The organism is Nocardioides sp. R-C-SC26 (assembly GCF_021246465.1).
Taxonomy (GTDB): Bacteria; Actinomycetota; Actinomycetes; order Propionibacteriales; family Nocardioidaceae; genus Nocardioides.
Genome location: NZ_JAHRHK010000009.1, coordinates 121476 through 144747, shown reverse-complemented (window position 1 = coordinate 144747; position 23272 = coordinate 121476). Strand labels below are relative to the sequence as shown.

Here is a 23272-nt window from a genome sequence, read left to right as displayed (position 1 = left end):
GCTACCCGGTGAAACTCCCTCGGCCGAGCTACTGCACGAAGCGGAAGAGCGGGCTGTCGGGCTCGACGGGCTCGACGACGACCGGGGAGACGGCCATCCGGTCCATCAGGCCGGCCAGATCGTCGGCACGGCTGAGTTCGATGCCCACCAGCGCCGGTCCGGTCTCGCGGTTGTTGCGCTTGACGTACTCGAAGAGCGTGATGTCGTCGTCCGGGCCGAGCACCTCGTCGAGGAAGCGTCGCAGCGCGCCGGGCTCCTGGGGAAACTCGACGAGGAAGTAGTGCTTGAGGCCCTCGTGCACCAGCGCGCGTTCGACGACGTCGGCATAGCGGCTGACGTCGTTGTTGCCGCCGGAGACGACGGCGACCACGGTGCTGCCGGGCACGACGTCGACCGTGTCGAGCCGCAGGGCCGCCGGGGCGAGAGCTCCGGCAGGCTCGGCGATGATCCCCTCGGTCTGATAGAGATCAAGCATCTCGACGCAGATCAGGCCCTCGGGCACGGCCGCCATCTGCGGGCGATGCCGGGCGACGACGTCGTAGGTGTGCGCGCCGACGCGACGGACGGCGGCGCCGTCGACGAAGCCGTCGAGCTCGACGAGGTCGACCGGACCGCCCGCCTCGACCGCGGCCGCCATGCTCGCCGCTCTGGCCGGCTCCGCGGCGACGACGCGGGCGTCGGGAGCCCGCTCGGCGAGCACGGGTAGCATTCCGGCGATCAGGCCACCCCCGCCGACAGGCACGACGACCAGATCGGGCCGCAGCCCGAGCGCCTGTGCCTGGCCCAGGAGCTCGGTGGCCACGGTGCCCTGGCCGGCGATGATCCGGGGGTCGTCGAAGGCGGGGACTTCGGTGGCGCCGGTGGCGTCGGCGTACGCGCGGCTCGCGGCCGCGGCGTCGTCGTAGCTGTCGCCGATCACGACGACCTCGACGAAGTCGCCGCCGAACGCCGCCACCCGTTCGCGCTTCTGGCGGGGCGTCGTGCGCGGCAGGTGCACCCGCGCGTGCACGCCCGCCCGCGCGCAGGCCAGTGCGACTCCCTGCGCGTGGTTGCCCGCACTCGCGCAGGTCACCCCGCGGGCGCGCGCGTCGTCGTCCAGGCCGGCGATGAGGGCGTAGGCGCCGCGCACCTTGTAGGAGCGCACGGGCTGGAGGTCCTCGCGCTTGAGCCACACCTCGGCGCCCACCAGGGCCGAGAGCCTCTCGCTGCGCTGCAGCGGCGTCGGGGCCAGCACGCGCCCGAGCAGCTCGCCCGCGGCGTCGACGTCGGTAGGTGACACCGCTCTATCGAAGCACCTGCGGGCACGAGCGCTCGTGACGGCGTCCGGGCGTGGACCGCTGGACGGCGTGTGCCGACGGCACGGTCGGCGCCGGTGCGCGGTCGCCGGTCACAGGGACGATCAGGCTCGGACGGCAGGCAGCACGGTCTCCGAGATCAGGCGCAGACTCTCCCACGACGGCTCGCTCGGCAGGCCACCGCAGGCGGGATGGCTGGTGATCAACCGCAGCTCTCCGCTGCGGCTCCGGTCGATCAGCTCGTCGGCGGTGGCGACGACGTACACGCCGGCCGACCGCATCTCCTCCACGGTGCGCGAGGGATCGAGTACGTGCGAGGCCGCCTTGCCGTGCCACTCCTGGTAGGCGACGGCGTCAGCGAGCAGGTGGTGGCCGTAGCGATCCCAGAACGCGTCGACGTCACGCGTGCAGAACACGTTCGCCGGACCGGACGGCGGGCGCATCACCAGGCCCGGGTCGCGGCCGGCGTCGCGGCAGGCGGTCTCGTAGATCTCCTGCAGCGCGCGGTCGCCGTGCTGGGGCTGGAAGTGCAGTCCGAGTCGGCCGGCTCGCCGCGCGGCCGCCGGTGTGCCTCCACCGTAGAAGAGCATCGGGTGGGGCTGGGAGAACGGCGTCGGGGTCACGCGCACCCGCCGACCCTCGTGCTCGAACTCCGCGCCCGTCCAGGCCTGGAGCAGCACCGCGATCCGCTCCTCGACGTCGCGCCCGCGCGTCGACCAGTCACGGCCGTACAGCGCGTACTCCTCGGGCCGGTACCCCAGGCCGAAGGTGTAGTTCACCCGTCCGCCACTGAGGTGGTCGAGCACCGCGATGTCCTCGGCCAGACGCAGCGGCTCGTAGAAGTTCACCAGCAGCGCCGCGACCGTGATCGGGATCCGTGTCGTCACCGCCGCCATCGCGCTGGCCACCGGCAACGGGCTCGGCAGGTAGCCGTCGTCCGATGCATGGTGCTCGCTCAGCATCAGCACGTCGTGGCCCTGCTCGTCGACGTAGCGTGCCTGCTCCAGCGAGCGCGCGTACACCTCCTGCCGCTCCGTCGGCGTGGCGCCCGGCGTCCGGAAGTCGTACCGGACGGCGAAGAAGGTCGACATGCCGCCCAGGGTAGAACGTGTTCTCGGTGCGGTGCCCGGCTCGGTGGGCGAGCCCCCGGTCGCCGACGGCCACCGCCTCAGCTGCCGAGCGGCTTCGCCCGGTTCACCCAGGTCGACTCCACGACCATCCCCATCTGCTCGTACAGCGAGCGCGCTCCCGCTCGGGTGTCGGTGGAGAGGCGGGAGATCTGCGCGCCGTGCTCGCGGGCCGTGCCGAAGGCAACGCGGAGCAGCACCTGCGCGAGGCCGCGGCCACGCTGGTCGGCGCGCACGGCGAGCTTGTGGATGTAGGCGTCGCCGCCGTCGGTGAGCGTGACGAAGACGGCGCCGGCGAGCGCGCCGTCCGGGTCGGTGACCACCTGCAGGTTCCATGGTGCGAACGACGGGCGATCCCACATCAGGGCGCCGAAGTCGGCCAGTGACTTCCGGTCGCGGTCCGACCACTCCAGGAAGGCGTCCTCGAAGAGGGTCCAGCAGGCCTCGTGGTCGGCCGCGGTGGCCTCACGGACGGCGTATCCGGCGGGAACGTCACGCGGCGGGACGGTGGCACCCGGCGGCAACTCGAGGTCCCACGCGGTCCAACGGACCTCGTAGCCGCGGCGTGCGAGCAATCGGTCGGCGGGGCCGTCGGCGACCACCTGACCCCCGAGCGACCGCCATCCCAGCGCGCGGGCGCGCAGTTCCAGCCACAGCGCGACGCGCTGCCCGAGGCCGCGCCCCTGGTGATCGGGGTGCACGGCGGCGAAAGCATGCTCGTCGCTCAGTTCTCCGTAGGCCACGAGTGTTCCATCATGCTCGATGCCGATGGCCGTCTCGCTCAGACGAGTGCCGGGCCGGTCCCATTCCGCGATGATGTCGTCGAGGTCGGTGTCGGCGCGGCCGACATCGGCGATCTCCTCCGCCACGATGATCGCGTGCACCGCGGCAGCGTCGTCGAGGGTGAGCGGCCGGACGTCATAGCCCGACGGCGCGAGCACGGCGGCGCGGTTGATCCAGGTCGAGGTGACCTGCATGCCGACCTTCTCGTACAGACCGAGAGCACCGGTCCGCGAGTCGGTGTCGAGGCCGGTGGTGGTCGCGCCGCGCGCGCGACCGGCAGCGAAGCAGTCGACCATCAGCGCCTGCGCGAGGCCACGGTTGCGCTGGTCGGCGCGGACGGCGAGCCGGTTGATGTAGGCCTCGACCTCGTCGCCGTTCTCCCACAGCGTGACGTGCACGGCTCCCACCACCGCGCCCTCCGCGTCGGTGACGACGCGGAGCATCCAGGGCTCGAAGCCGGGTCGCTCGACGCTGGTCGCGAGGAAGTCCGCGAGCGGCTCGCGCTCGCGTGCCGACCACTCCAGGAAGGCATCTTCGAGGACGTCGTGCAGGGCGCGGTACTCCGCGGCCTCGGCGGTCCGGACGGCGTAGCCGGGCGGCAGGGCGCGCTCGGCGATCTCGACGTCCCGCGGCAGCTGCAGCACCCACGACGTCCACCGACGCAGGTAGCCGAGATCCGCGAGGAGGAGGTCGCCCGGCGAACCCTCGGGATTGGGCATCCCGAGGTCGATGTCGCCGTGAGCGCGGGCGAGTTCGCGCAGCCAGTGCGCGATCCAGGTGCCGATGCCGAGGCCACGATGCGCGGGCTGCACCGCGGCGTCGCAACGCCGCGGCGAGGTGCGTTCGCCGAAGGCGATCAGGGTTCCGTCGCGGAAGACGCCGATGGTGCTGGTCTCGACGTCGAAGCTCGGCCGCTGCCACTCGCCGACGATGTCGGCCAGCTCGACGGCGACGTGGTCGAGGTCGGCGGCCTGCTCGGCCGCGATCACCGCGAATGTCGCCTCGGCGTCCTCGAACCGCAGCGGCCTGGCGTCGTAGCCGTCGGGCAGTGGTGGGAGTGCGCCGAGGTCGGGGGAGGTGCTCACGAGAGCCCAGTGTCGCCGTCTCGCCCTCCACGTGCACCTGAATTCCCCGCGCCGGGTGGGCGGTGAGTCTGGAACCTGTACCGACCTCCGGACGGTCTCAGACTCACCGCTCCCGACGGCTTGCTGCGGCGATCAGGAGTTGGCGATCGCGGAGATGTCGAACTCGAGCTTGATCTTCTCCGAGACCAGCACGCCGCCGGTCTCGAGCGCCGCGTTCCAGGTCAGGCCCCAGTCCTTGCGGTTGACGGTGACGGCGCCCTCGAAGCCCAGGCGCAGGTTGCCGAACGGGTCGCGCGCGGTGCCGACCTCCTCGAACTCGATCGCCACGGACTTGGTGACGTCCTTGATGGTGAGGTCGCCGGTGATGGTCCACGTGGCGCCGTCGCGCACGACGTCGGTCGAGGCGAAGGTGATCTCGGGGTAGGTCTCGACGTCGAAGAAGTCGCCGGACTTCAGGTGTCCGTCGCGGTCGGCCGTGCCGGTGTCGACGCTGGCGACCTGGATGGCGAGCTCGACCTTCGAGTCGGCGGGGTTCGCGGTGTCGACGTGGGCGGTGCCGGAGAAGTCGGTGAACTGGCCGCGGACCTTGGTGACCATCGCGTGGCGGGCCACGAAGCCGAGGCGGCTGTGCGAGACGTCGATGGTGTAGTCGCCGGTGATGTCGGTCAGGGCGGTCGTGCCGGCGTCGAACTCGGTCATGGTGAAACTCCGTTTCAGGTCAGTTGGTTGAACTATCAACGACCTTAACCGACGCCTGTACGCATCCATTCCCGCAACCACGGAGATCGTCGTCCGCTCCTGCGGCCACACCTGACATGCCGCGAGGGCGCCACCCCGGTGGGGTGGCGCCCTCGCGTGAAAGAGGTGCGGTGCGCGTCAGGCGGCGTGGGTGACCGCTGCGACGTCGGACGCGGCGATCCAGATCGCCTCCATCCGGGGGCGGCCTCGCTCATCGGTCACCGGGACCCAGCGCATCTCCAGCTGCGGGCGGTTCTCGTCGTGCATGGGACATCTCCTGTTCACCTTCTGTTCACCAAAGGTAGCGTATCCCCACGCGAAGGTCGAGCATTCGCCGGAAATGGGTCATCCGCCCCACCGGAGTGCCCGCTGATGGGGGCGTTCCCCACCGGTGCTCCACCGAGGGTGTTCGTTCGTGTCACCGGGTTTCGAGACGCTCGCTGCGCTCGCTCCTCAACCACCGGGGCCGACGCACTGCGCTCGCTCCTCGACCACCGGGGCCGACGCACTGCGCTCGCGTCAGGCGAGGCCGAGACGTTCGCGCAGCTCCACGAACGCCGCCAGGGCACCGGGGTCGGTCAGTGCGCCGGCTGCTGCGGCGGTCGCGGGGTCGGCGCCACGCAGGATCTTCTTCACCGGCACCTCGAGCTTCTTTCCCGACAGGGTCCGCGGCAACGCGGCGACGGCCACGACGTCGTCCGGCACGTGCCGCGGCGAGAGCCGCGACCGCAGGGCGGAAGCGATGGTGCGCCGCAGGTCGTCGTCCAGGTGCGCCGTCGAGCCGCCGGCGTCGTCGAGGACGACGAACAGGAGCAGGCGGCCGGAGCCGCCCGCGTCGTCCTCGAGGTGGACGACGAGGCTGTCACGTACACCGTCGAGGGCCTCGACGACGGTGTAGAACTCCGCCGTCCCGAGCCGGACGCCGCCGCGGTTCAAGGTGGCGTCGCTGCGCCCGGTGATCACGCACGAGCCGCGCTCGGTGACGGTGATCCAGTCACCGTGACGCCACACGCCGGGGATGTCGTCGAAGTAGGCGGCCCGGTAGCGCGCGCCGTCCTCGTCGCCGAAGAAGCCCACCGGCATCGACGGCATCGGTGCCGTGATCACCAGTTCGCCCAGTGATCCGCGCACAGGACGGCGCTCCTCGTCGAAGGACTCCACGGCGCAGCCGAGCAGCGCGCAGGAGATCTCACCGACCCACACCGGCACCGTCGGTGCGCCGCCGACGAAGGCCGAGCACACGTCGGTGCCGCCGCTGATCGAGACCAGTTGCACGGTGGGTCCGAACGTCCCGGCGACCCAGCGGTACCCCTCGGCCGGCAGCGGCGCTCCGGTCGATCCGACCTGGCGCACCCGGGTCAGGTCCGCTTGGGCAGTGGGGTCCAGGTCGGCCTTGCGACACGCCATCAGGAACGGGGCGCTCGCGCCGAACACGGTCACCTGCGCCTCGCCCGCGAGCCGCCAGAGCCGGTCGAGCCCGGGTGAGCCGGGGTCGCCGTCGTAGAGCACGAGCGTGGCGCCGGTCATCAGGCCCGACACCAGGTAGTTCCACATCATCCAGCCGGTGGTGGAGAACCAGAAGAAGCGGTCGCGCGGGCCGAGATCGTGCTGCAGCGTCAGCGCCTTGGCGTGCTCGAGGGCGATGCCGCCGTGCCCGTGCACGATCGGCTTCGGGAGGCCGGTCGTGCCGGAGGAGAACAAGACGTAGAGCGGGTGGGTGAACGGGAGCCGTTCGAAGTGCAGCTCGCCCGGCGTCTCCGTGAACTCCGCCCAGCTGACGGCGCCGGCCGGCGGCGTGGCGTCGGCGTCGAGGTAGGGCAGCCAGACGGTCTGGCGCAGGCTGGGCAGCGCGGTGCGGATCGTCTCGACCTCCTCGCGGCGGTCGATCGCCTTGGCGCGCGGACCCGTGCCGTAGGCGTAACCGTCGACGGCGAGCAGCACCGTCGGCTCGATCTGGCTCCACCGGTCGATCACGCTCTGGGTGCCGAACTCCGGCGCACACGAGGAGAAGACGGCACCGAGACTCGCGGCGGCGAGCAGCAGGACCAGCGTCTCGGGGATGTTGGGTGCGTACGCGGCTACGCGGTCTCCGGACCCGACCCCAGCGCTGATCAGGCCCGCGCGCGCCCGGGAGACCTGGTCGCGCAGTGCGCCTGCGGTGAGGCCACGGTGGGCGCGGGCGTCGGAGTAGGCCTCCACCACGACGTCGTCGTCCGCACGGCCGGGAAGGCGCAGCACCGCCTCGGCGTAGTTCAGCCGAACCTGCGGGAACCATTCCGCGTCCTGGATCGGGGTGCCGGGCGACCACACCAGGGACGGCGTCGACGAGCCTTCGCTGGGCAGGCCGAGGAAGCGCCAGGCCGCCGTCCAGAACGCGTCGGGTGCCTGGATCGACCACGCATGGAGTGCTGCGTAGTCCGCGGAGTCGATGCCGACCTCGCGCGCGAACGCCTCCAGTGCACTGGCGCCGTCCAGGGGCGGGGTCCACAGCACGTCGGTCATGGGCGGAGTCTGCCGTCTCCGGCGCCGGGGCGGAATCGACGCCCCGGTCCGGGAAATCGACCCTGTGACCGGAGGCACCGCGCTCACGAAAGTACCGCTGAGCGCGCGGCCCACTACCGTTGTCGGGTGAGTGAGCACCAGGATGCGGCAGCCGGAACAGCACAGTCAGCCGAATCGACCGAGACGGTCGAGCGGACGACCTTCGCCGACCTCGGTCTGGGCGACGCCGTCCTGAAGGCCCTGCGCGACGTCGGGTACGAGACGCCGTCGGCGATCCAGGAGCAGACCATCCCGCCGTTGCTCGCCGGCCACGACGTCGTCGGCCTCGCGCAGACCGGAACCGGCAAGACCGCAGCATTCGCGCTGCCGATCCTCGACCGCATCGACCCCAAGCACCAGGCGGTGCAGGCGCTGGTGCTCGCCCCCACCCGTGAGCTCGCGCTCCAGGTGTGCGAGGCCTTCGAGCGGTACGCCTCCTACCTCAAGGGCGTGCACGTGCTCCCCGTCTACGGCGGACAGGGCTATGGCGTCCAACTGTCGGCGCTGCGCCGAGGAGTGCATGTCGTGGTCGGCACCCCGGGCCGGATCATGGACCACCTCGACAAGGGGACCCTCGATCTGTCCGAGCTGCGCCACCTCGTGCTCGACGAGGCCGACGAGATGCTCAACATGGGTTTCGCCGAGGATGTCGAGACGATCCTGGCCGACACCCCTGCGGAGAAGCAGGTGGCGCTGTTCAGCGCGACCATGGCGCCGCCGATCCGCCGCCTCTCCCAGCGCTACCTGGACAACCCGGTCGAGATCACGGTCAAGGGCAAGACCTCCACCGCGGCCAACATCACCCAGCGCTACCTGGTGGTCAGCTACCCCCGCAAGGTCGATGCCCTCACGCGCATCCTGGAGGTCGAGAACTTCGAGGGCATGATCGTCTTCGTCCGCACCAAGAACGAGACCGAGACGCTCGCCGAGAAGCTGCGCGCCCGGGGCTTCAGCGCCGAGGCCATCAACGGCGACGTCGCGCAGGTGCAGCGTGAGCGCACCGTGAACCGGCTCAAGGACGGCAAGCTCGACATCCTCGTCGCCACCGACGTCGCGGCCCGCGGGCTCGACGTCGAGCGCATCAGCCACGTCGTCAACTACGACATCCCGACCGACACCGAGAGCTACGTGCACCGGATCGGCCGCACCGGCCGTGCCGGCCGATCGGGCGATGCCATCTCGTTCATCACCCCGCGCGAGCGGTACCTGCTCAAGCACATCGAGAAGGCCACCCGCCAGCCGCTCGCCGAGATGAAGCTGCCCTCGGTCGACGACGTGAACTCGACGCGGCTGGCCCGTTTCGACGACGCGATCACCGAGGCCCTCTCGTTGACGGACCGCGTCGACGGCTTCCGGGAGATCATCAACCACTACGTGCGCAACCACGACGTGCCCGAGGTGGACGTCGCCGCCGCGTTGGCGATCGTGGCGCAGGGGGAGACCCCGCTGCTGCTCGACCCGGCCGACGACCCGGTGGCCGAGCGCCGTCCCGAGCGGAGCGAGCGCTCGGATCGCCCGGATCGCGGACGTCGTGACAGCCGAGGCGACCGCTTCGGCGACCGTGAGGGCGAAGGTCGGCCCGCGCGTGGCCGCCGCGACTCCGACCAGCCGATGGCCACGTACAAGATCATGGTCGGCAAGCGCCACCGCGTGGAGCCGCGCCAGATCGTCGGCGCGATCGCGAACGAGGGTGGCCTCAAGCGCCGGGACTTCGGACATATCGCGATCCGCCCCGACCACTCCCTCGTCGAGCTGCCGGCCGAGCTGCCCGCCCACGTGTGGGAGAACCTGCGCGAGACGCGGATCTCCGGCAAGTTGATCGAGATCCAGCGCGACACCGGCGCCCCGTCCGCCCGTCCGGCGCGGAGCTCGGGCGGCGGCTACAAGGGCTCGGGTGGCTCCGGCGGCTCGCGCGGTCAGCGCTCCGCGACCGCCGACGACTTCGGCCCCGGCCCGTCGCGCGAGGACGGCGGTCGCGACAAGAAGCCGCGCCACAAGAAGAACCGCGACGACTGATCGCTCTCCCGGTCATCGACCGCTCTCGGTCATCGAGCTCGTCGAGATGCGGTGAGGGTCTCGACAGGCTCGACCACCGGGCGGTGAGGGTCTCTACAACCGCTCGACCACCGAGCGCCCCCGGTCATCGAGCTCGTCGAGATGCGGTGAGGGTCTCGACAGGCTCGACCACCGGCAGGGACGGTGTCGTCACGGCACCACCACCAGCTCGCGCAGCAGCGTCGCGGCGGCAGTGAGGCCCGCTGCCGCCGAGGTCAGCACCGACGACATCGGCATCGGCAGCTCCGGGACGTGCGCCAGGTCGCCGGCGGCGTAGACGCCGGGCATCGAGGTGCGTCCGAAGACGTCGACCTCCACGCACCCCGACGGCAGCAGGTCCAGGCCGAGCTGCTCGGCGAACGGGGCGGACTGGGCGAACGTCGTGGCGGTCAGGATGCCGCCCACCTCGATGACGTCGCCGCCTTCGAGCTGGACGTCGACCCGCTGCTCCCCGTTCGGCGACCCGATCTGGAGGATCGGCTCCGCGCGCACCGCGATGCCGTGCGCGTCCAGCATGGTTAGGTCGGCCTCGTCCAGGTCCGCCCCGTCGGTGAGCACCACCAGTTCGCCGGCGATCCGGCTCATCATCAGCGCGCGCCCGGCGGCGTGCACGGCCCCGATCACGGCCACCCGACGCCCGGCGTACTCGTGGCCGTGGCAGAACGGGCAGTGGGCTGCGAGCGTGCCGAACAACGGGGCGAGCCCGGGCACGGCGGGTAGTGCGTCGCGCACACCGGTGGCGAGCAGCAGCCGACGGGCACGCTCGACACCGTCCGGTGTGGTGACGTCGAACGTCCCGTCGTCCGCGCGCGCGACGACTGACGCGACGGTGCCCCGCACCTCGACGCTCCCGTAGGCGTGCAGCTGGTCGCGCGCGATCGCGCGGAGCTCCGACGGCGGCACGCCGTCGCGCGTGAGCATGTTGTGGCTGTGTGCGGCCGGGTCGTTGCGGTAGACGCCGGAGTCGATCAGCAGGACGTCGAGGTGCATGCGGCCCAGGGTCAGAGCCGCCTGAAGGCCGGCGGGGCCACCGCCGAGGATGATCGCGTCGAAGGTCATGAGTGCTCCCGTGGTCGGTGAACTTGTGTCAACCACGAGGATCTGACTTCATGTCGACATGAAGTCAAGCCAGGAGACCTGGACGATCGGCGAGCTCGCGACGCGATTCGGTCTCGCGACACACGTGCTGCGCCATTGGGAGGACATGGGTCTGCTCGATCCGCCCCGTGACAGCGCTGGGCGCCGGAGATTCGGGGGGGAGGAGCTGGTGCGCGTCGCGGTGATCCTGCGCTCCAAGGCGGCCGGCATGAGCCTGGAGCAGATCGCTGTGCTGCTCGACGCGGGAGCGCCGGAGCGGCACGCCGTCCTGCAGGCGCATCTGGACGACCTGGAGCGCCGGATGGTGGAGATGGAGCGATCCCGCGAGATGACCGAGCACGCGTTGCGCTGCCGGGCGCACGACATCTCCCAGTGCCCCAACTTCCACCGCGGCGTGGCCGACCTGCTCAGCGGCGAGACCGCCGTCTGGCATGTGCCGGCGGTCTGACCGCCCGGCCGGTCGGCCCTGGTAGAACTCAGAGCATGACGTCTCGGGTCGCATCTGTTCCGACAGCCCTGCTGGTGCTCGCCGCTCTGGTGGCGGGGTGCGACAGCGAGCCGAACCCCGAGGACGCCGGCAAGAACCCCGGAGCCACGGCCGCCGCGCTGGCCGAGGGACTGGCCGGCGGTGACCTGAGTGGGCTGGACGACGGGGTGCTCGACGTTCCCTCCGCGGACGCGGCGGCGGAGCTCGACGAGGTCACGTCCGGGCTCGGCGAGGTGACCCCGAGCGTGCAGCTGGGCGAGGTCACCGAGGACGGCGACAGCGCCATCGCCGTGCTCACCTGGACGTGGCCCCTCACGCCGGCGAACGCGTGGACCTACGACGCCCCGATCGCTCTCACGCGCACCGACGGCGAGTGGTCGGTGACCTGGGACCGCACCGTGATCGAGCCGAGCCTGACGCCGGCGGCGACGTTGGACCGCACCACGATCGAGCCTCGCCGCGGAGACATCCGTGGCGCGGGAGGTGTGGCGCTGGTGACCTACCGCGACGTCGTCCGTGTCGGCATCGACCGCAGCGGGCTGGCCAAGGGTCCCGCGGCCCGCTCGGCCCGCGCGCTCGCAGCACTCGTCGGCGGGGTCGACGCCGGCGCGTTCGCCTCCCGTGTGCGCGACGCCGGCGACCGCGCCTTCGTCGAGGCGATCGTGCTGCGCGCCGACGACGTGCCCCTGCGGGTGCTGCGTGGCTACGAGCAGATCGACGGCGCCCGCCTGGTCACCGACAGCATCCCGCTGGCGCCCACCAGCACCTTCGCCGCCCCGATCCTCGGCCGGGTCGGTGAGGTCACCGCCGAGATGGTCGAGGACGACCCCGAGCGGTACCAGCCCGGCGACATCGCCGGCATCTCCGGACTGCAGCAGCGCTACGACGAGCAGCTCCAGGGCACGCCGGGCGTGGTCGTCCAGGCGGTCGGCAGCGACGGCAAGGAGCGCGACCTCTTCCGGGTCGACGGCACGCGCGGGAAGAACCTGCGGACCACGCTCGACGAGCGTCTCCAGCGACTCGCGGAGTCGCTGCTGGACGACGTCAGCGCTGCGAGCGCGGTCGTTGCGATCAGGCCCAGCAACGGAGCGATCCTCGCCGCGGCCAACGGCCCCGGCAACGGTGGCCAGAACCTGGCGACCTTCGGCCAGTACGCCCCCGGATCGACGTTCAAGACCGTCAGCGGGCTCGCCCTGCTCCGCAGCGGTCTGGCTCCCGCCGGCCGGGTGACCTGCCCGAGCAGCGTCGACGTCGACGGCCGCGACTTCGAGAACTACGACGACTATCCGGCCTCCGCCACGGGCTCGATCACCTTCGCCCAGGCGTTCGCCAACTCGTGCAACACCGCCTTCATCGGCGAGCGCGACCGGCTCGGACGCCGGGACCTCGCCGCCGCAGCCGCCTCGCTCGGACTCGGCATCGACCACGACCTCGGCTTCCCGGCCTACTTCGGCCAGGTGCCGCCGGCGGAGAGTGCGACCGGTGCGGCGGCCGACATGATCGGCCAGGGCACGGTGCTCGCCTCCCCGATGGCGATGGCCGCCGTGGCGGCGTCGGTGCAGGAGGGCGCGACCGTGGTGCCGCGGCTCCTCGAGGAGATCGACGTCGCCCCGTCGTCGGACGCGGAGCCGCTCACGACCGCCGAGGCGCGGCAGCTGCGCGAGCTGATGCGCGGTGTGGTCACCTCCGGCAGCGGTCGGCTGCTCGCCGACGTGCCGGGCAAGCCGGTCATCGCCAAGACCGGCACGGCGGAATACGAGACCGACGGCCAGATCCGCACGCACGCCTGGATGATCGCGGCGCAGGGCGATCTCGCCGTCGCGGTCTTCGTCGGCGACGGGGCTTCTGGCTCCGGCACGGCAGGGCCGATCCTGGAGGCCTTCCTGCGGGGGGTCTCCTGACGGGCGCAGAGCGGCCTCCTCGACCACCGGGACTCGCCCGTTGCGGTGGTTGAGGAGCGAGCACAGCGAGCGTCACGAAACCACCCACGGGTGGGCCGCCCTCACGCTCGCCGGGGTGCCGAAAATGGAGCGAGCCCCTCGCTGCATGGGGTCAACGAGGGGCTCTTTGTCGTTCCTTGGTGCTCCCTCCGAAGGACGACATGGCGAGACTACGGCACGTCCCCGGCTAACGGCAGGGGATTGCCGTGATTCCCTCGATTTCTCAGGTTCTTGACAGGGAAACGAGCCAATCGGGCAGATGTCACGGCCCATTCGGGTAGGTCTTCGGGCCACCTGGACGTCTGCCACAGTGGAGCCATGGGTGACTCACGGCTGACGACCTCGCTGCTCGCCGAGCAGCACCGCGCACTTCTCATCGGCGGTCGCTGGCAGCCCGCGGCCGACGGTGCGACGCTCGACGTCCTCGATCCCGCCGACGGCAGCGTGCTGACCGCCGTCCCGGACGCCTCGCCGGGCGAGGCGACGCAGGCGTTGGACGCCGCCGGCGCGGCGCAGGCCGACTGGGCCGCGACGCCGCCGCGCGAGCGCGGGGAGATCCTGCGCCGGGCGTTCGAGCTGTTGACGGCGCGCGCTGACGACTTCGCCCTGCTGATGAGCCTGGAGATGGGCAAGCCCGTGGCCGAGGCCAAGGGAGAGGTGACCTACGGCGCGGAGTTCTTCAGGTGGTACGCCGAGGAGGCGGTGCGCATCCACGGGCGCTGGATGCAGGCCCCGGCCGGCGGCAGCCGGCTGCTGACCATCAAGAAGCCGGTCGGACCGTGTCTGTTCGTCACGCCGTGGAACTTCCCGCTGGCCATGGGCACCCGCAAGGTCGGACCTGCCGTCGCCGCGGGGTGCACGATGGTGATCAAGCCGGCCGCCCAGACCCCGCTCACCATGCTCGCGCTCGCCGCGCTCCTGGAGGAGGCCGGACTTCCCGGCGGCGTGCTCAACGTCGTCACCACGACCGACTCCGGTGGTCTGAGCACGGCACTCCAGGCCGACCCCCGCCTGCGCAAGCTGAGCTTCACCGGCTCGACCGGCGTCGGGAAGAGGCTGGTCGCGCAGTCGGCCGACCAGTTGCAGCGCGTCAGCATGGAGCTCGGCGGCAACGCCCCCTTCCTGGTCTTCGCCGACGCCGACCTCGAGGCCGCCGTCGACGGAGCGATGCTGGCCAAGATGCGCAACATGGGCGAGGCCTGCACCTCGGCGAACCGCTTCCTCGTCCACGTCGACGTCGCCGAGGAGTTCGCGCAGCGCCTGGCTGAGCGGATGGGCGGTCTCACCGTCGGGCGCGGGCAGGACGACGGCGTCCAGGTCGGGCCGCTGATCGACGACAAGGCGGTCGACTCCGTCGACGCCCTGGTGCGCGACGCGGTCGATGCCGGCGCTCGCGTGCTGGTCGGCGGCACGCGTCCGGACGGCCCCGGCTACTTCTACCCACCCACCGTGCTGGTCGACGTCCCGCGCGCTGCCGCGCTGAGTACCGAGGAGATCTTCGGGCCCGTCGCGCCGATCACCACCTTCAGCACCGACGAGGAGGCGATCGCCGCGGCCAACGACACCGAGTACGGCCTGGCCTCCTACGTCTACACCCGCGACCTGGCCCGCACGATCCGGATGGCCGAGGCGCTGGAGTTCGGCATGGTCGGCATCAACACCGGCCTGGTCTCCAACGCCGCCGCCCCGTTCGGCGGCATGAAGGCCTCCGGGTTCGGCCGGGAGGGCGGCTTCGAGGGCATCGAGGAGTACCTCGAGACCACCTACGTCGCCCTCGCGACCTGAGACCGCCCGCGGTGGAGGGCAGAGCGTCTCGGGTCGAGGGCCGGTGGTTGAGCAGCGAGCGTCTCGCGTCGACGTCCGGTGGTTGAGGAGCGAGCGCAGCGAGCGTCTCGAAACCCCGTGAGCCGACAGCCGACCACTTCACGCGCCTCGTCGGCCAAGATTGGCGCATGACCGAGACCCCCGCCGAGCTGGTGCACCTCGACGTCGACGCCGAGAGCGCCGTCGCCACGATCACGCTCGACTCCCCCCACAACCGCAACGCGCTCTCGCGCCAGCTGGTCAGCGAGCTGGTCGACCGGATCGCCCTTGCCGAGGCGGACGACGCGGTGCGCGTCGTCCTGCTGCGTTCGGCCGGGCGCGTGTTCTGCTCAGGGGCGGATCTCTCCGAGGCGTCGACCGGATCGATGGAGGAGGGCGCACGCACGATCGTGGCCCTGCAGCGCTCGATCGTCGCGGCGAGCAAGCCGGTCGTCCTGGAGCTGGGCGGACCGGTGAGGGCTGGTGGCATCGGCATCGTCGGCGCGGCCGACATCGTCGTCGCCGCCGCGAGCGCGAACTTCGCCCTCACCGAGGTCAAACTGGGCCTGACGCCCGCGATCATCTCTCTCACGCTGCTCGGCCGGATGACCTCGCGCGCGGCCGCCTACACCTTCCTCACCGGGGAGACCTTCGACGCGGCCGCTGCGGTCGACGCCGGCCTGGTGACCCGCGCGGTACCGGACGACCAGCTGGCCGAGGAGGTCGCGCGCGTCTGCGCGTCGCTCGCCACCGGTGCGCCCCAGGGGCTGCGTGAGACCAAGCGCCTGCTCGCGGGCGACCTGCTCGCCCGCATCGACGCCGGCGCCGACGAGATGGCCGAGCTGTCGGCCAGCCTGTTCGGCTCGGATGCTGCCCGCGAGGCGATGACCGCGTTCCTCTCCCGCGGACGCTGACCCACCGGTCGCCCCGCACACCGACCGGCGGCCCCCAGCTCCCGATGACCACCGCATGAATACCCCGGCGGCCCGTGGCGGGTGCTTTGTAGACTGGACGACTGGCCTGAGCCGGATGACGGTGCCGTCGCCTGGGGAAGCGGGCCGGAGAGATCCACGAACGCTGGGGGATGTGTGAGCGACGAGCTGGTCGAGCGGGAGATCGCGACCGAGCAGGCTTTCGTCGACCGGGTGCACCGGCAGCTCGAGACCGCCGGCCGCAACGCCCAGCAGGTCGCGCGGGAGGGTCACTCGCGCGGGCGGCTCGGGCACGAGGGCGGGCTCGTCGAGCGCGACGCGATGGTCTTCCACGCCGCCAAGCGGATCGCCCAGCTGGACGCCGCGCACGAGGGCCTCGTCTTCGGCCGTCTCGATCTGCGCACCGAACTGGACGCCGAGCCGCGTTACGTCGGCCGGATCGGGCTGCGGGATGAGGATCGCGACACCCTCCTGATCGATTGGCGTGCGCCGGCAGCGGCGGTGTTCTACCAAGCCACGGCCGCCGAGCCCCAAGGAGTCGTCCGGCGCCGGGTGCTCCGCTCGCAGGGCACGACGGTGCAGAGTGTCGAGGACGAGCTGCTCGACGCCGACGGCAACGCCGAGCGCGCCGACGGCGAGCTCCCGATCGTCGGCGAAGGTGCGCTGATGGCCCAGCTCTCGCGGGCCCGCGACCGCCGGATGCACTCGATCGTGGCCACCATCCAGGCCGAGCAGGACAAGGCGATCCGTGCGCCGGCCAAGGGCGTCGTGGCGATCAGCGGAGGCCCGGGGGTCGGCAAGACCGTCGTCGCGCTGCACCGTGCGGCGTACCTGCTCTACACCGATCGCCGCCGCTACGAGACCGACGGCGTGCTGGTCGTGGGTCCGAGCGGCGTCTTCATGCGCTACATCGAGCGGGTGCTGCCCAGCCTCGGTGAGACAGCGGTCGCCCTGCGCTCGCTCGGCGAGGTCGTCGACGGTGTGCGGGCGACTCGTCACGACGAGCCCGCGGTCGCCGACATCAAGGGTTCGGAGCGGATGGCGGAGGTCATGCGCCGCGCCGCCCGCCAGCAGGCGCCCGGCAGCCCGCGGGAGTTCCGGCTGTTCTGGTACGACAACTCCCTCGTGCTCGACCGCGGCCTGCTCGGACGACTGCGCCGTCAGCTGATGAGCCAGGGACGGCGCAACCGCCAGCTGCCGCGCATCTCGACCACGCTGCTGGACGCGTTGTGGCGGCAGGTGCGCAGCGAGCGGGGTCGCGATCGCGGCCGCGAGTCGTTCAACGACGACCTGCTCGACAACGACGACTTCCTCGAGTTCGCCCTCGCCTGGTGGCCGCCGGTCGACGCGCCCACGGTGCTCTCGTGGCTGCACGACCCGGAGTTCCTGGCCCGCGTCGGTGACGGCGTCCTCACGGCCGAGGAGCAGAGGCTGCTGCTGAAGTCCTGGTCGGGCGGCGCCGAGCACTCGATCGCGGACGTGCCGCTCATCGACGAGCTGCGCTACGCCCTGGGCGACGTCCCCCGGCGTACCGAGGACGAGCGTGACGATCCGCTCGCGCTGATCCAGGGTGCGGTCGACATCCAGGAGCTGATGACGGCCTCCGACCGCGAGTACGCGCCGTCGGGACGCGCCTGGCAGCCACCGACGCACTCCATCGAGGACGACGGGTTCGCCCACGTGCTCATCGACGAGGCCCAGGACCTGACCCCGATGCAGTGGCGGATGGTCGGACGGCGTGGCCGCACGGCGTCGTGGACGATCGTCGGCGACCCCGCGCAGTCGTCCTGGCCGGTGCCGGCCGAGTCCACCGCGGCCCGGTCGGCCGCGCTGGAGGGCAAGCCGACCCATGAGTTCCACCTCTCGACCAACTACCGCAACTCCGCGGAGATCTACGCCTTCGCGGCGGCTTACGCCCAGCGCGTCGGCCTCGCTGCCGACCTGCCGACAGCGGTGAGGTCGACCGGCATCGAGCCCCGTGTCGTCGGGCGCGTGCCCGACCTCGAGCCGGCGGTGCGCGCCGAGACGGCGGCCGTGCTGGCGGAGGTCGCCGGCACCGTCGGCATCGTCGTGCCGGTCGCTCGGCGCTCGGAGGTCAACGCCTGGCTGGCGTCGTGGCCGGAGTTCGCCGACTACGCGACCGGCGCGCGCGCCGCCGTCGACTCCTCGGTCACGCCGTCGGGCGACGACCGGGTCGTCGTGCTGACCGGTCTGGACACCAAGGGCCTGGAGTTCGACGGCATCGTCGTCGTCCAGCCGGAGGAGATCGAGGCGGAGTCGGCCACCGGCCGCGCCACCCTCTACGTCGTGCTCACGCGCGCGACGCAGCTGCTCACGACCGTCTCGCGGTAGTCGAGAGGCGCGTCCGCGATCGGTGCGGCGCGGAGCGCGAGCGTCGAACGCGGACGGTCCCCGTAGCTCATGGCGTCGTCGAGGCGACGGCTCACGGACGCGCGCATCAGCGCGCCCGGGCTCTCGTGACGGAGGGCCGGCCCGAGGGGTGATGGGGGATCACCCTCGGATCACCTCTAGCCCTCCCTCGTTCGCGGTGTTGGACCTGCGTAGGCCGACTTAGCCTCCGACAACCGGCCGTCTAGGCCACCCATCGTCGAGACCAGAGGACGACTCCCTTGAAACGACCATTGACACCGCGTCGGCTCGCCGCCGGCATGGCCGTCGCCGCGATGACGGCCGCCACCGGGGTGGTCGTCACCGCGGCACCGTCGCAGGCGGCGCCGACGAACATCGTCGTCACCAGCCTCAACTACGCTGGTGCGGGGACGCTGCGGGCCGCGCCCGGGACGGCCAACACCGCGAACAACCCGGACGGCGCGAACATCACGTTCGCGCCCGGCCTCCAGGGCTTCATCGTCGGTCCCGACGGTGACAACGCCGCGGGCCGCATGAAGACCGGCGTCATCGCCCCCGGCTGGGACGTCTCCGGTGCGTACTACTCGATCACGGCTCCGAAGGTCTCCATCGACTTCGGCGACCGGGTCGGGTTCTACCAGTTCGGCGACCAGGGCACGGCCTTCTACATCGACGGCCCCGATGCCACGCTGAAGAACTTCGACACCGGAGTGACGGCCCCCTCCACCGCTACCCGCAACCGGCGCATCGGCGGGATCATCGGCGGCGAGACCTCGTTCGTGCTGAGCCAGCGCGGCAGCGGGGCCACCTTCGAGAACGGCCAGATGATCGAGGCCGACTCGAACTGGATGGAGCGAGGCTTCATCTTCGTCAGTGGCACCAACGGCGCGGCTGCCAGCAACGTGACCATCAAGGACGTCGAATTCGACGGCGTGCAGGACCTCGGCGGGGCGATTCGTGTTCTCAACGGCACGGCCGCGAATCCCACCGTCGTCAACGGGTTGACCCTCGACGGTGTCCAGATGAAGAACGAGTACCCGGAGTCCTTCTACTACGGGCTCTTCGCGGAGGCCTACACCACCTTCAACAACCTGACGGTGAAGAACTCTCTCTTCGACAAGTGGAATGGCGAGCGCGTCTTCTGGTTCCGGGGCGGCACGATCAAGTTGAACGGTGCGTCGTTCCTCGACAACACGTTCTCGCCGCTCAAGCGGGCGTTCCTCGGCAGTGCGATCGACATGTACGCCGCCGACGTCGACAACGCCGAGTTCCGGCGTAACGTCTTCAACACGCGGGCGCAGGTGCTGGTCAGCTTCCGTGATGGAGACGCCACGAACGTGGTGATCGACGACAACACCTTCGACGTCAAGAACCCGGCCACCAACCCGAACAACCCGAATGAGGACGTCGCCGCCAACTCCAGCGACGACATCCTCGACTTCACGACGACCAACGTCGAGAACGTGCAGATCACCGACAACACGTTCAACGAGGTGTGGACCCACCGCAGCCACATCACGTTCTACAACGCGCGCACCATGAAGAACGTGAACATCGGGAACAACACGTTCACCGACGTGCACGCGAGCGACTCGGTGATGGACCTCCGGCTCAACGGCAACACCGTTCCCGAGGCCATCCGGATCCACGACAACGACATGACCGACGTCGACACCGTGTATCCGGTCTTCTGGGTCAACGCGCGCGCCGGCAACCCCTCGGCCGCCACGCGCAACGTCATCTCGAACAACACGGTCGTCAACACCGACAGCAACGACAAGATGGCGTGGTGGATCGTCTACGACTGGGACGCCCTCGCGGTGAACACGCACTCGAGCTGGTTCATCGACAACAACCACATGGATGGCTACGAGACCGCCGAGGGTGAGGCGCCCATCCGCCTCGACAGCGGGATCGTGACCGCGACCCGCAACACCTTCACCGGTCAGGTCAACGCGCCGACCAAGGCTCAGGACAACCAGGGCCTCACGGAGACCAACGCGCCGTGGTTCGTCTGGAACATCCGCAACACGGCCAACGGCAAGTACCGCACCTACATCCCCACCGCTGCCAGCACCACCGGCAACAAGCTGACACTCAGCTGGCGCCCGCCGTCCGGCACTGGCAACGAGACCGGCAACCAGGCGCCGACGGCGCCGAGCCCGCTCGCTCTGGACGTCTACTACAGCCCGGGTGCGGCCGACGGCGAGGCCGTGCGTGCCGAGCGCTACATCGGCCGCGTCACGGGTGTCACAGGCGCGGGCAGTGCGACCTTCGACGTCCTGGGGGCGCCCCTGGCGCAGAGCGGCAACGTCCGTATCCAGACTCTGGTGAACTACGACGCCAGCCAGCCCGGCGCCTACGCCGGGCAGGTCACCCAGTACTCGCGCGCGGTGTACCTGCCGCCGCCGAGCCCCATCGGTTCGCCGACGATCACCACGCCGCCGGGCAACCGGCTCCCCAACGGCGAGCCGCTCACCGGCACAGCGCCGGCCGGCTCCACCGTGACGATCTTCGAGGTCGGCCCGAACGGTCAGCCGATCCCGGGCTCGGGTCAGCCGGCCACGGTGCAGCCGAACGGCGACTGGTCCTGGACGCCGCCGCCGGGAACCACCGCGACCTACACCGCCGTGGCGACCACCGACGGCACCGACAGCGCACCCAGTGCGCCGGTCAAGGTCACGACGTACGACACGATCCCGGTCGTCATCGAGGGTCCGGTCGTGCAGAACCCCGACGACACGGTCACTATCACCGGTTCGGGAACCCCGGGCCAGACCGTCGACGTCTATGAGGCCGACGGCAACGGTCAGCCCACCGGTCCCTCCCTCGGCACGAGCACGGTGGAGCCCGACGGGACCTGGGCGGTGACGACGACCGATCCGATCACCGCTCCGATCGACGTCGTCGCCGTGATCGACCCCGACGGCAACGGTCCCGCCGCAGAGCAGGTCTCGGCCCCGGTCGAGGTCACGCCGGTGCCTGCGCCGGAGATCACCACGCCGGGCGCCGCGATCGACATCGGCGACGCCATCGCCGGCACGAGTGCCCCCGGTGCGACGATCGTCCTCTACGAGGCCGACAACAACGGAAACCCGACCGGTAGCCCGTTGGGTTCCGGAACGGCCGATGGCAACGGCGACTGGTCGATCCCGGCCACCCCGGCCGGAGAGGGACCCATCACGATCGTGGCGGTGCACCAAGCCGGCCCGAACGACGACCGGGTGATCGGCGTCTCGGCCCCGGAGGACTTCACCTTCCAGGTCAAGGACTCCGACGGCGACGGGATCAGCGACGCCGACGAGATCGCGGCGGGGACCGACCCGAACAATGTCGACTCCGACGGGGACGGTGTCGAGGACGGTCAGGAGAAGGCCGACGGCACGAACCCGCTCGACAAGGATTCCGACGGCGACGGTGTCGAGGACGGTCAGGAGAAGATCGACGGCACGAACCCGCTCGACAAGGATTCCGACAACGACGGTGTCGAGGACGGTCAGGAGAAGGCCGACGGCACGAACCCGCTCGACAACGACTCCGACGACGACGGCGTGTTCGACGGTCAGGAGAAGGCCGACGGCACGAACCCGCTCGACAAGGATTCCGACAACGACGGTGTCGAGGACGGTCAGGAGAAGGCCGACGGCACCAACCCGTTGAAGGCCGACACCGACAACGACGGTCTGGACGACGGGCAGGAGAAGACCCGCGGCACCGATCCGCTCAACCCCGACACCGACGGTGACGGGTGGAGCGACGGTGACGAGGTGCTCCGCGGCACCGACCCGCTGGATCCGAACTCCAAGCCGACTCCTCCGGTGATCCCGGTGGTCGACAGCGACGGTGACGGTGTGCCGGACGCCCAGGAGCTCCTGGACGGCACCGACCCGAACAAGGCCGACACCGATGGCGACGGTCTGACCGACGGCCAGGAGCGGCTGCGCGGCACCGACCCGCTCAAGGCCGACACCGATGGCGACGGATTCAACGACGGCGCCGAGGTCGCAGCTGGTACCGACCCGTTGGATCCGAACTCCAAGCCAGGCAGCCAGCCCGGCAAGGACACCGATGGTGACGGCCTGACCGACGAGCAGGAGGCCGCGCTGGGCACCGACCCGACCAAGGCCGACACCGACGGCGACGGGTTCAGCGACAAGGCTGAGGTTGACGCTGGTACCGACCCGAAGGATCCGAACTCCAAGCCGGGGACCAACCCCGGCCCGGACACCGACACCGACGGTGACGGCGTCTCGGATGCCGACGAGATCGCCGCAGGCACTGACCCGACCAAGGCGGACTCCGATGGGGATGGACTCTCCGACGGGGAAGAGCGCGACCTGGGTACCAACCCGCTCTCGCGCGACAGCGACCGGGACGGCATCCCGGACGGCCGCGAGGTCGCCGGCGTCGGAAGCTGCGCCCGTGGCACCGACCCGCTCAACCCCGACACCGACGGTGACGGGCTCAGGGACGGGGCGGAGGTCAAGGGCTTCCGCCTGAAGCAGAAGGTCCGCACGAACTGGTCGAAGATCAAGCCGATCGGCCTGGTCAGGACGAACCCGTGCAAGGCCGACACCGACGGCGACGGTCTGACCGACCGGCAGGAGGTCCGTGGGATCAAGATCAAGCAGCGGGTGAAGTTGCGTGACGGCGAGTCCTACGTGATCGGGAAGGTGAAGACCAACCCGCTCCTGAAGGACACCGACCGTGACGGTCTGACCGACAAGGACGAGGTGACCGGGCGCAAGAACAAGGCGCACGGCAACCGCAAGTCCAACCCGGTGGACTTCGACACCGACCGCGGAGGTATCAAGGACGGAGTCGAGGTCAAGGCGGGGTCCGACCCGACGGTGACCGCGTCCGGTCCGAAGAACCCGATGGTCATGTGGTGACGAGGACCGTCACCCCATCGAACCGAGGTCAATGACGACGGTGCCCCGTTCCCGCGAGGGGACGGGGCACCGTCGCGCTCGTCGCCGACCATCACCCCCGATCGGGGGTGAAATCCCCCCGATCCG

14 protein-coding genes are annotated in these 23272 nt (G+C 70.8%); 7 read left to right on the top strand and 7 right to left on the bottom strand.

The features are described from left to right. Nucleotides 1-28: 28 nt before the first annotated feature. From ilvA to KSO97_RS10360, 6 genes are all read right to left on the bottom strand, one after another. On the bottom strand, nt 29-1279 hold the full coding sequence (ilvA, locus tag KSO97_RS10380; RefSeq protein WP_232678558.1) for a threonine ammonia-lyase IlvA: 1251 nt from the start codon (nt 1277-1279) through the stop codon (nt 29-31). A 120-nt stretch (nt 1280-1399) separates the two neighbouring features. Next, nucleotides 1400-2386 carry an LLM class flavin-dependent oxidoreductase gene (locus KSO97_RS10375; RefSeq protein WP_232678556.1) on the bottom strand — a complete coding sequence of 329 codons (987 nt, stop codon included), beginning with the start codon at nt 2384-2386 and terminating at the stop codon, nt 1400-1402. Nucleotides 2387-2463: 77 nt separating this feature from the next. Beyond that, on the bottom strand, nt 2464-4290 hold the full coding sequence (locus KSO97_RS10370) for a GNAT family N-acetyltransferase (protein ID WP_232678554.1): 1827 nt from the start codon (nt 4288-4290) through the stop codon (nt 2464-2466). A 132-nt stretch (nt 4291-4422) separates the two neighbouring features. After that, nucleotides 4423-4989 (bottom strand): YceI family protein, encoded by a 567-nt coding sequence (locus tag KSO97_RS10365; protein WP_232678552.1) that lies wholly within the window; start codon nt 4987-4989, stop codon nt 4423-4425. 177 nt (nt 4990-5166) lie between these two features. Continuing rightward, nucleotides 5167-5295, bottom strand: a complete 129-nt coding sequence (locus KSO97_RS17930; RefSeq protein WP_269782288.1) for a hypothetical protein — start codon at nt 5293-5295, stop codon at nt 5167-5169. A 252-nt stretch (nt 5296-5547) separates the two neighbouring features. Beyond that, entirely contained in the window at nt 5548-7530 is a 1983-nt protein-coding gene (locus tag KSO97_RS10360) for an acetoacetate--CoA ligase (protein ID WP_232678550.1), read from the bottom strand. A gap of 126 nt (nt 7531-7656) precedes the next feature. On the opposite strand from KSO97_RS10360, the gene KSO97_RS10355 reads away from it, so the two are divergent. Then, entirely contained in the window at nt 7657-9585 is a 1929-nt protein-coding gene (locus KSO97_RS10355) for a DEAD/DEAH box helicase (protein ID WP_232678548.1), read from the top strand. A gap of 189 nt (nt 9586-9774) precedes the next feature. Here KSO97_RS10355 and KSO97_RS10350 read toward each other — a convergent pair whose 3' ends face one another. Further along, nucleotides 9775-10683, bottom strand: coding sequence for an NAD(P)/FAD-dependent oxidoreductase (locus tag KSO97_RS10350; RefSeq protein WP_232678546.1), 909 nt, complete (start codon nt 10681-10683; stop codon nt 9775-9777). Between the two features lie 58 nt (nt 10684-10741). On the opposite strand from KSO97_RS10350, the gene KSO97_RS10345 reads away from it, so the two are divergent. The 6 genes from KSO97_RS10345 to KSO97_RS10320 all read left to right on the top strand — a co-directional run bounded on the left by KSO97_RS10345 (nt 10742) and on the right by KSO97_RS10320 (nt 23146). Beyond that, nucleotides 10742-11170 (top strand): MerR family transcriptional regulator, encoded by a 429-nt coding sequence (locus KSO97_RS10345; protein WP_232678544.1) that lies wholly within the window; start codon nt 10742-10744, stop codon nt 11168-11170. Between the two features lie 35 nt (nt 11171-11205). Continuing rightward, on the top strand, nt 11206-13110 hold the full coding sequence (locus KSO97_RS10340; protein ID WP_232678542.1) for a penicillin-binding transpeptidase domain-containing protein: 1905 nt from the start codon (nt 11206-11208) through the stop codon (nt 13108-13110). A 357-nt stretch (nt 13111-13467) separates the two neighbouring features. Beyond that, nucleotides 13468-14934 (top strand): NAD-dependent succinate-semialdehyde dehydrogenase, encoded by a 1467-nt coding sequence (locus tag KSO97_RS10335; RefSeq protein WP_232678540.1) that lies wholly within the window; start codon nt 13468-13470, stop codon nt 14932-14934. 167 nt (nt 14935-15101) lie between these two features. Further along, nucleotides 15102-15866: an enoyl-CoA hydratase-related protein gene (locus KSO97_RS10330; RefSeq protein ID WP_232678538.1), complete on the top strand. Its 765-nt coding sequence runs from the start codon at nt 15102-15104 to the stop codon at nt 15864-15866. Between the two features lie 174 nt (nt 15867-16040). Beyond that, nucleotides 16041-18236: a UvrD-helicase domain-containing protein gene (locus KSO97_RS10325; RefSeq protein ID WP_232678536.1), complete on the top strand. Its 2196-nt coding sequence runs from the start codon at nt 16041-16043 to the stop codon at nt 18234-18236. Between the two features lie 278 nt (nt 18237-18514). Next, nucleotides 18515-23146, top strand: coding sequence for a binary toxin-like calcium binding domain-containing protein (locus tag KSO97_RS10320; protein WP_232678534.1), 4632 nt, complete (start codon nt 18515-18517; stop codon nt 23144-23146). Nucleotides 23147-23272 lie beyond the last annotated feature (126 nt).

Excerpts from the sequence above, each read along its gene's own strand:
- KSO97_RS10375 (WP_232678556.1), bottom strand. The coding sequence starts at position 2,386 with ATGTCGACCTTCTTCGCCGTCCGGTACGACTTCCGGACGCCGGGCGCC.
- KSO97_RS10365 (WP_232678552.1), bottom strand. The coding sequence starts at position 4,989 with ATGACCGAGTTCGACGCCGGCACGACCGCCCTGACCGACATCACCGGC.
- KSO97_RS17930 (WP_269782288.1), bottom strand. The coding sequence starts at position 5,295 with ATGCACGACGAGAACCGCCCGCAGCTGGAGATGCGCTGGGTCCCGGTG.
- KSO97_RS10360 (WP_232678550.1), bottom strand. The coding sequence starts at position 7,530 with ATGACCGACGTGCTGTGGACCCCGCCCCTGGACGGCGCCAGTGCACTG.
- KSO97_RS10350 (WP_232678546.1), bottom strand. The coding sequence starts at position 10,683 with ATGACCTTCGACGCGATCATCCTCGGCGGTGGCCCCGCCGGCCTTCAG.
- KSO97_RS10345 (WP_232678544.1), top strand. The coding sequence starts at position 10,742 with ATGAAGTCAAGCCAGGAGACCTGGACGATCGGCGAGCTCGCGACGCGA.
- KSO97_RS10340 (WP_232678542.1), top strand. The coding sequence starts at position 11,206 with ATGACGTCTCGGGTCGCATCTGTTCCGACAGCCCTGCTGGTGCTCGCC.
- KSO97_RS10335 (WP_232678540.1), top strand. The coding sequence starts at position 13,468 with ATGGGTGACTCACGGCTGACGACCTCGCTGCTCGCCGAGCAGCACCGC.
- KSO97_RS10330 (WP_232678538.1), top strand. The coding sequence starts at position 15,102 with ATGACCGAGACCCCCGCCGAGCTGGTGCACCTCGACGTCGACGCCGAG.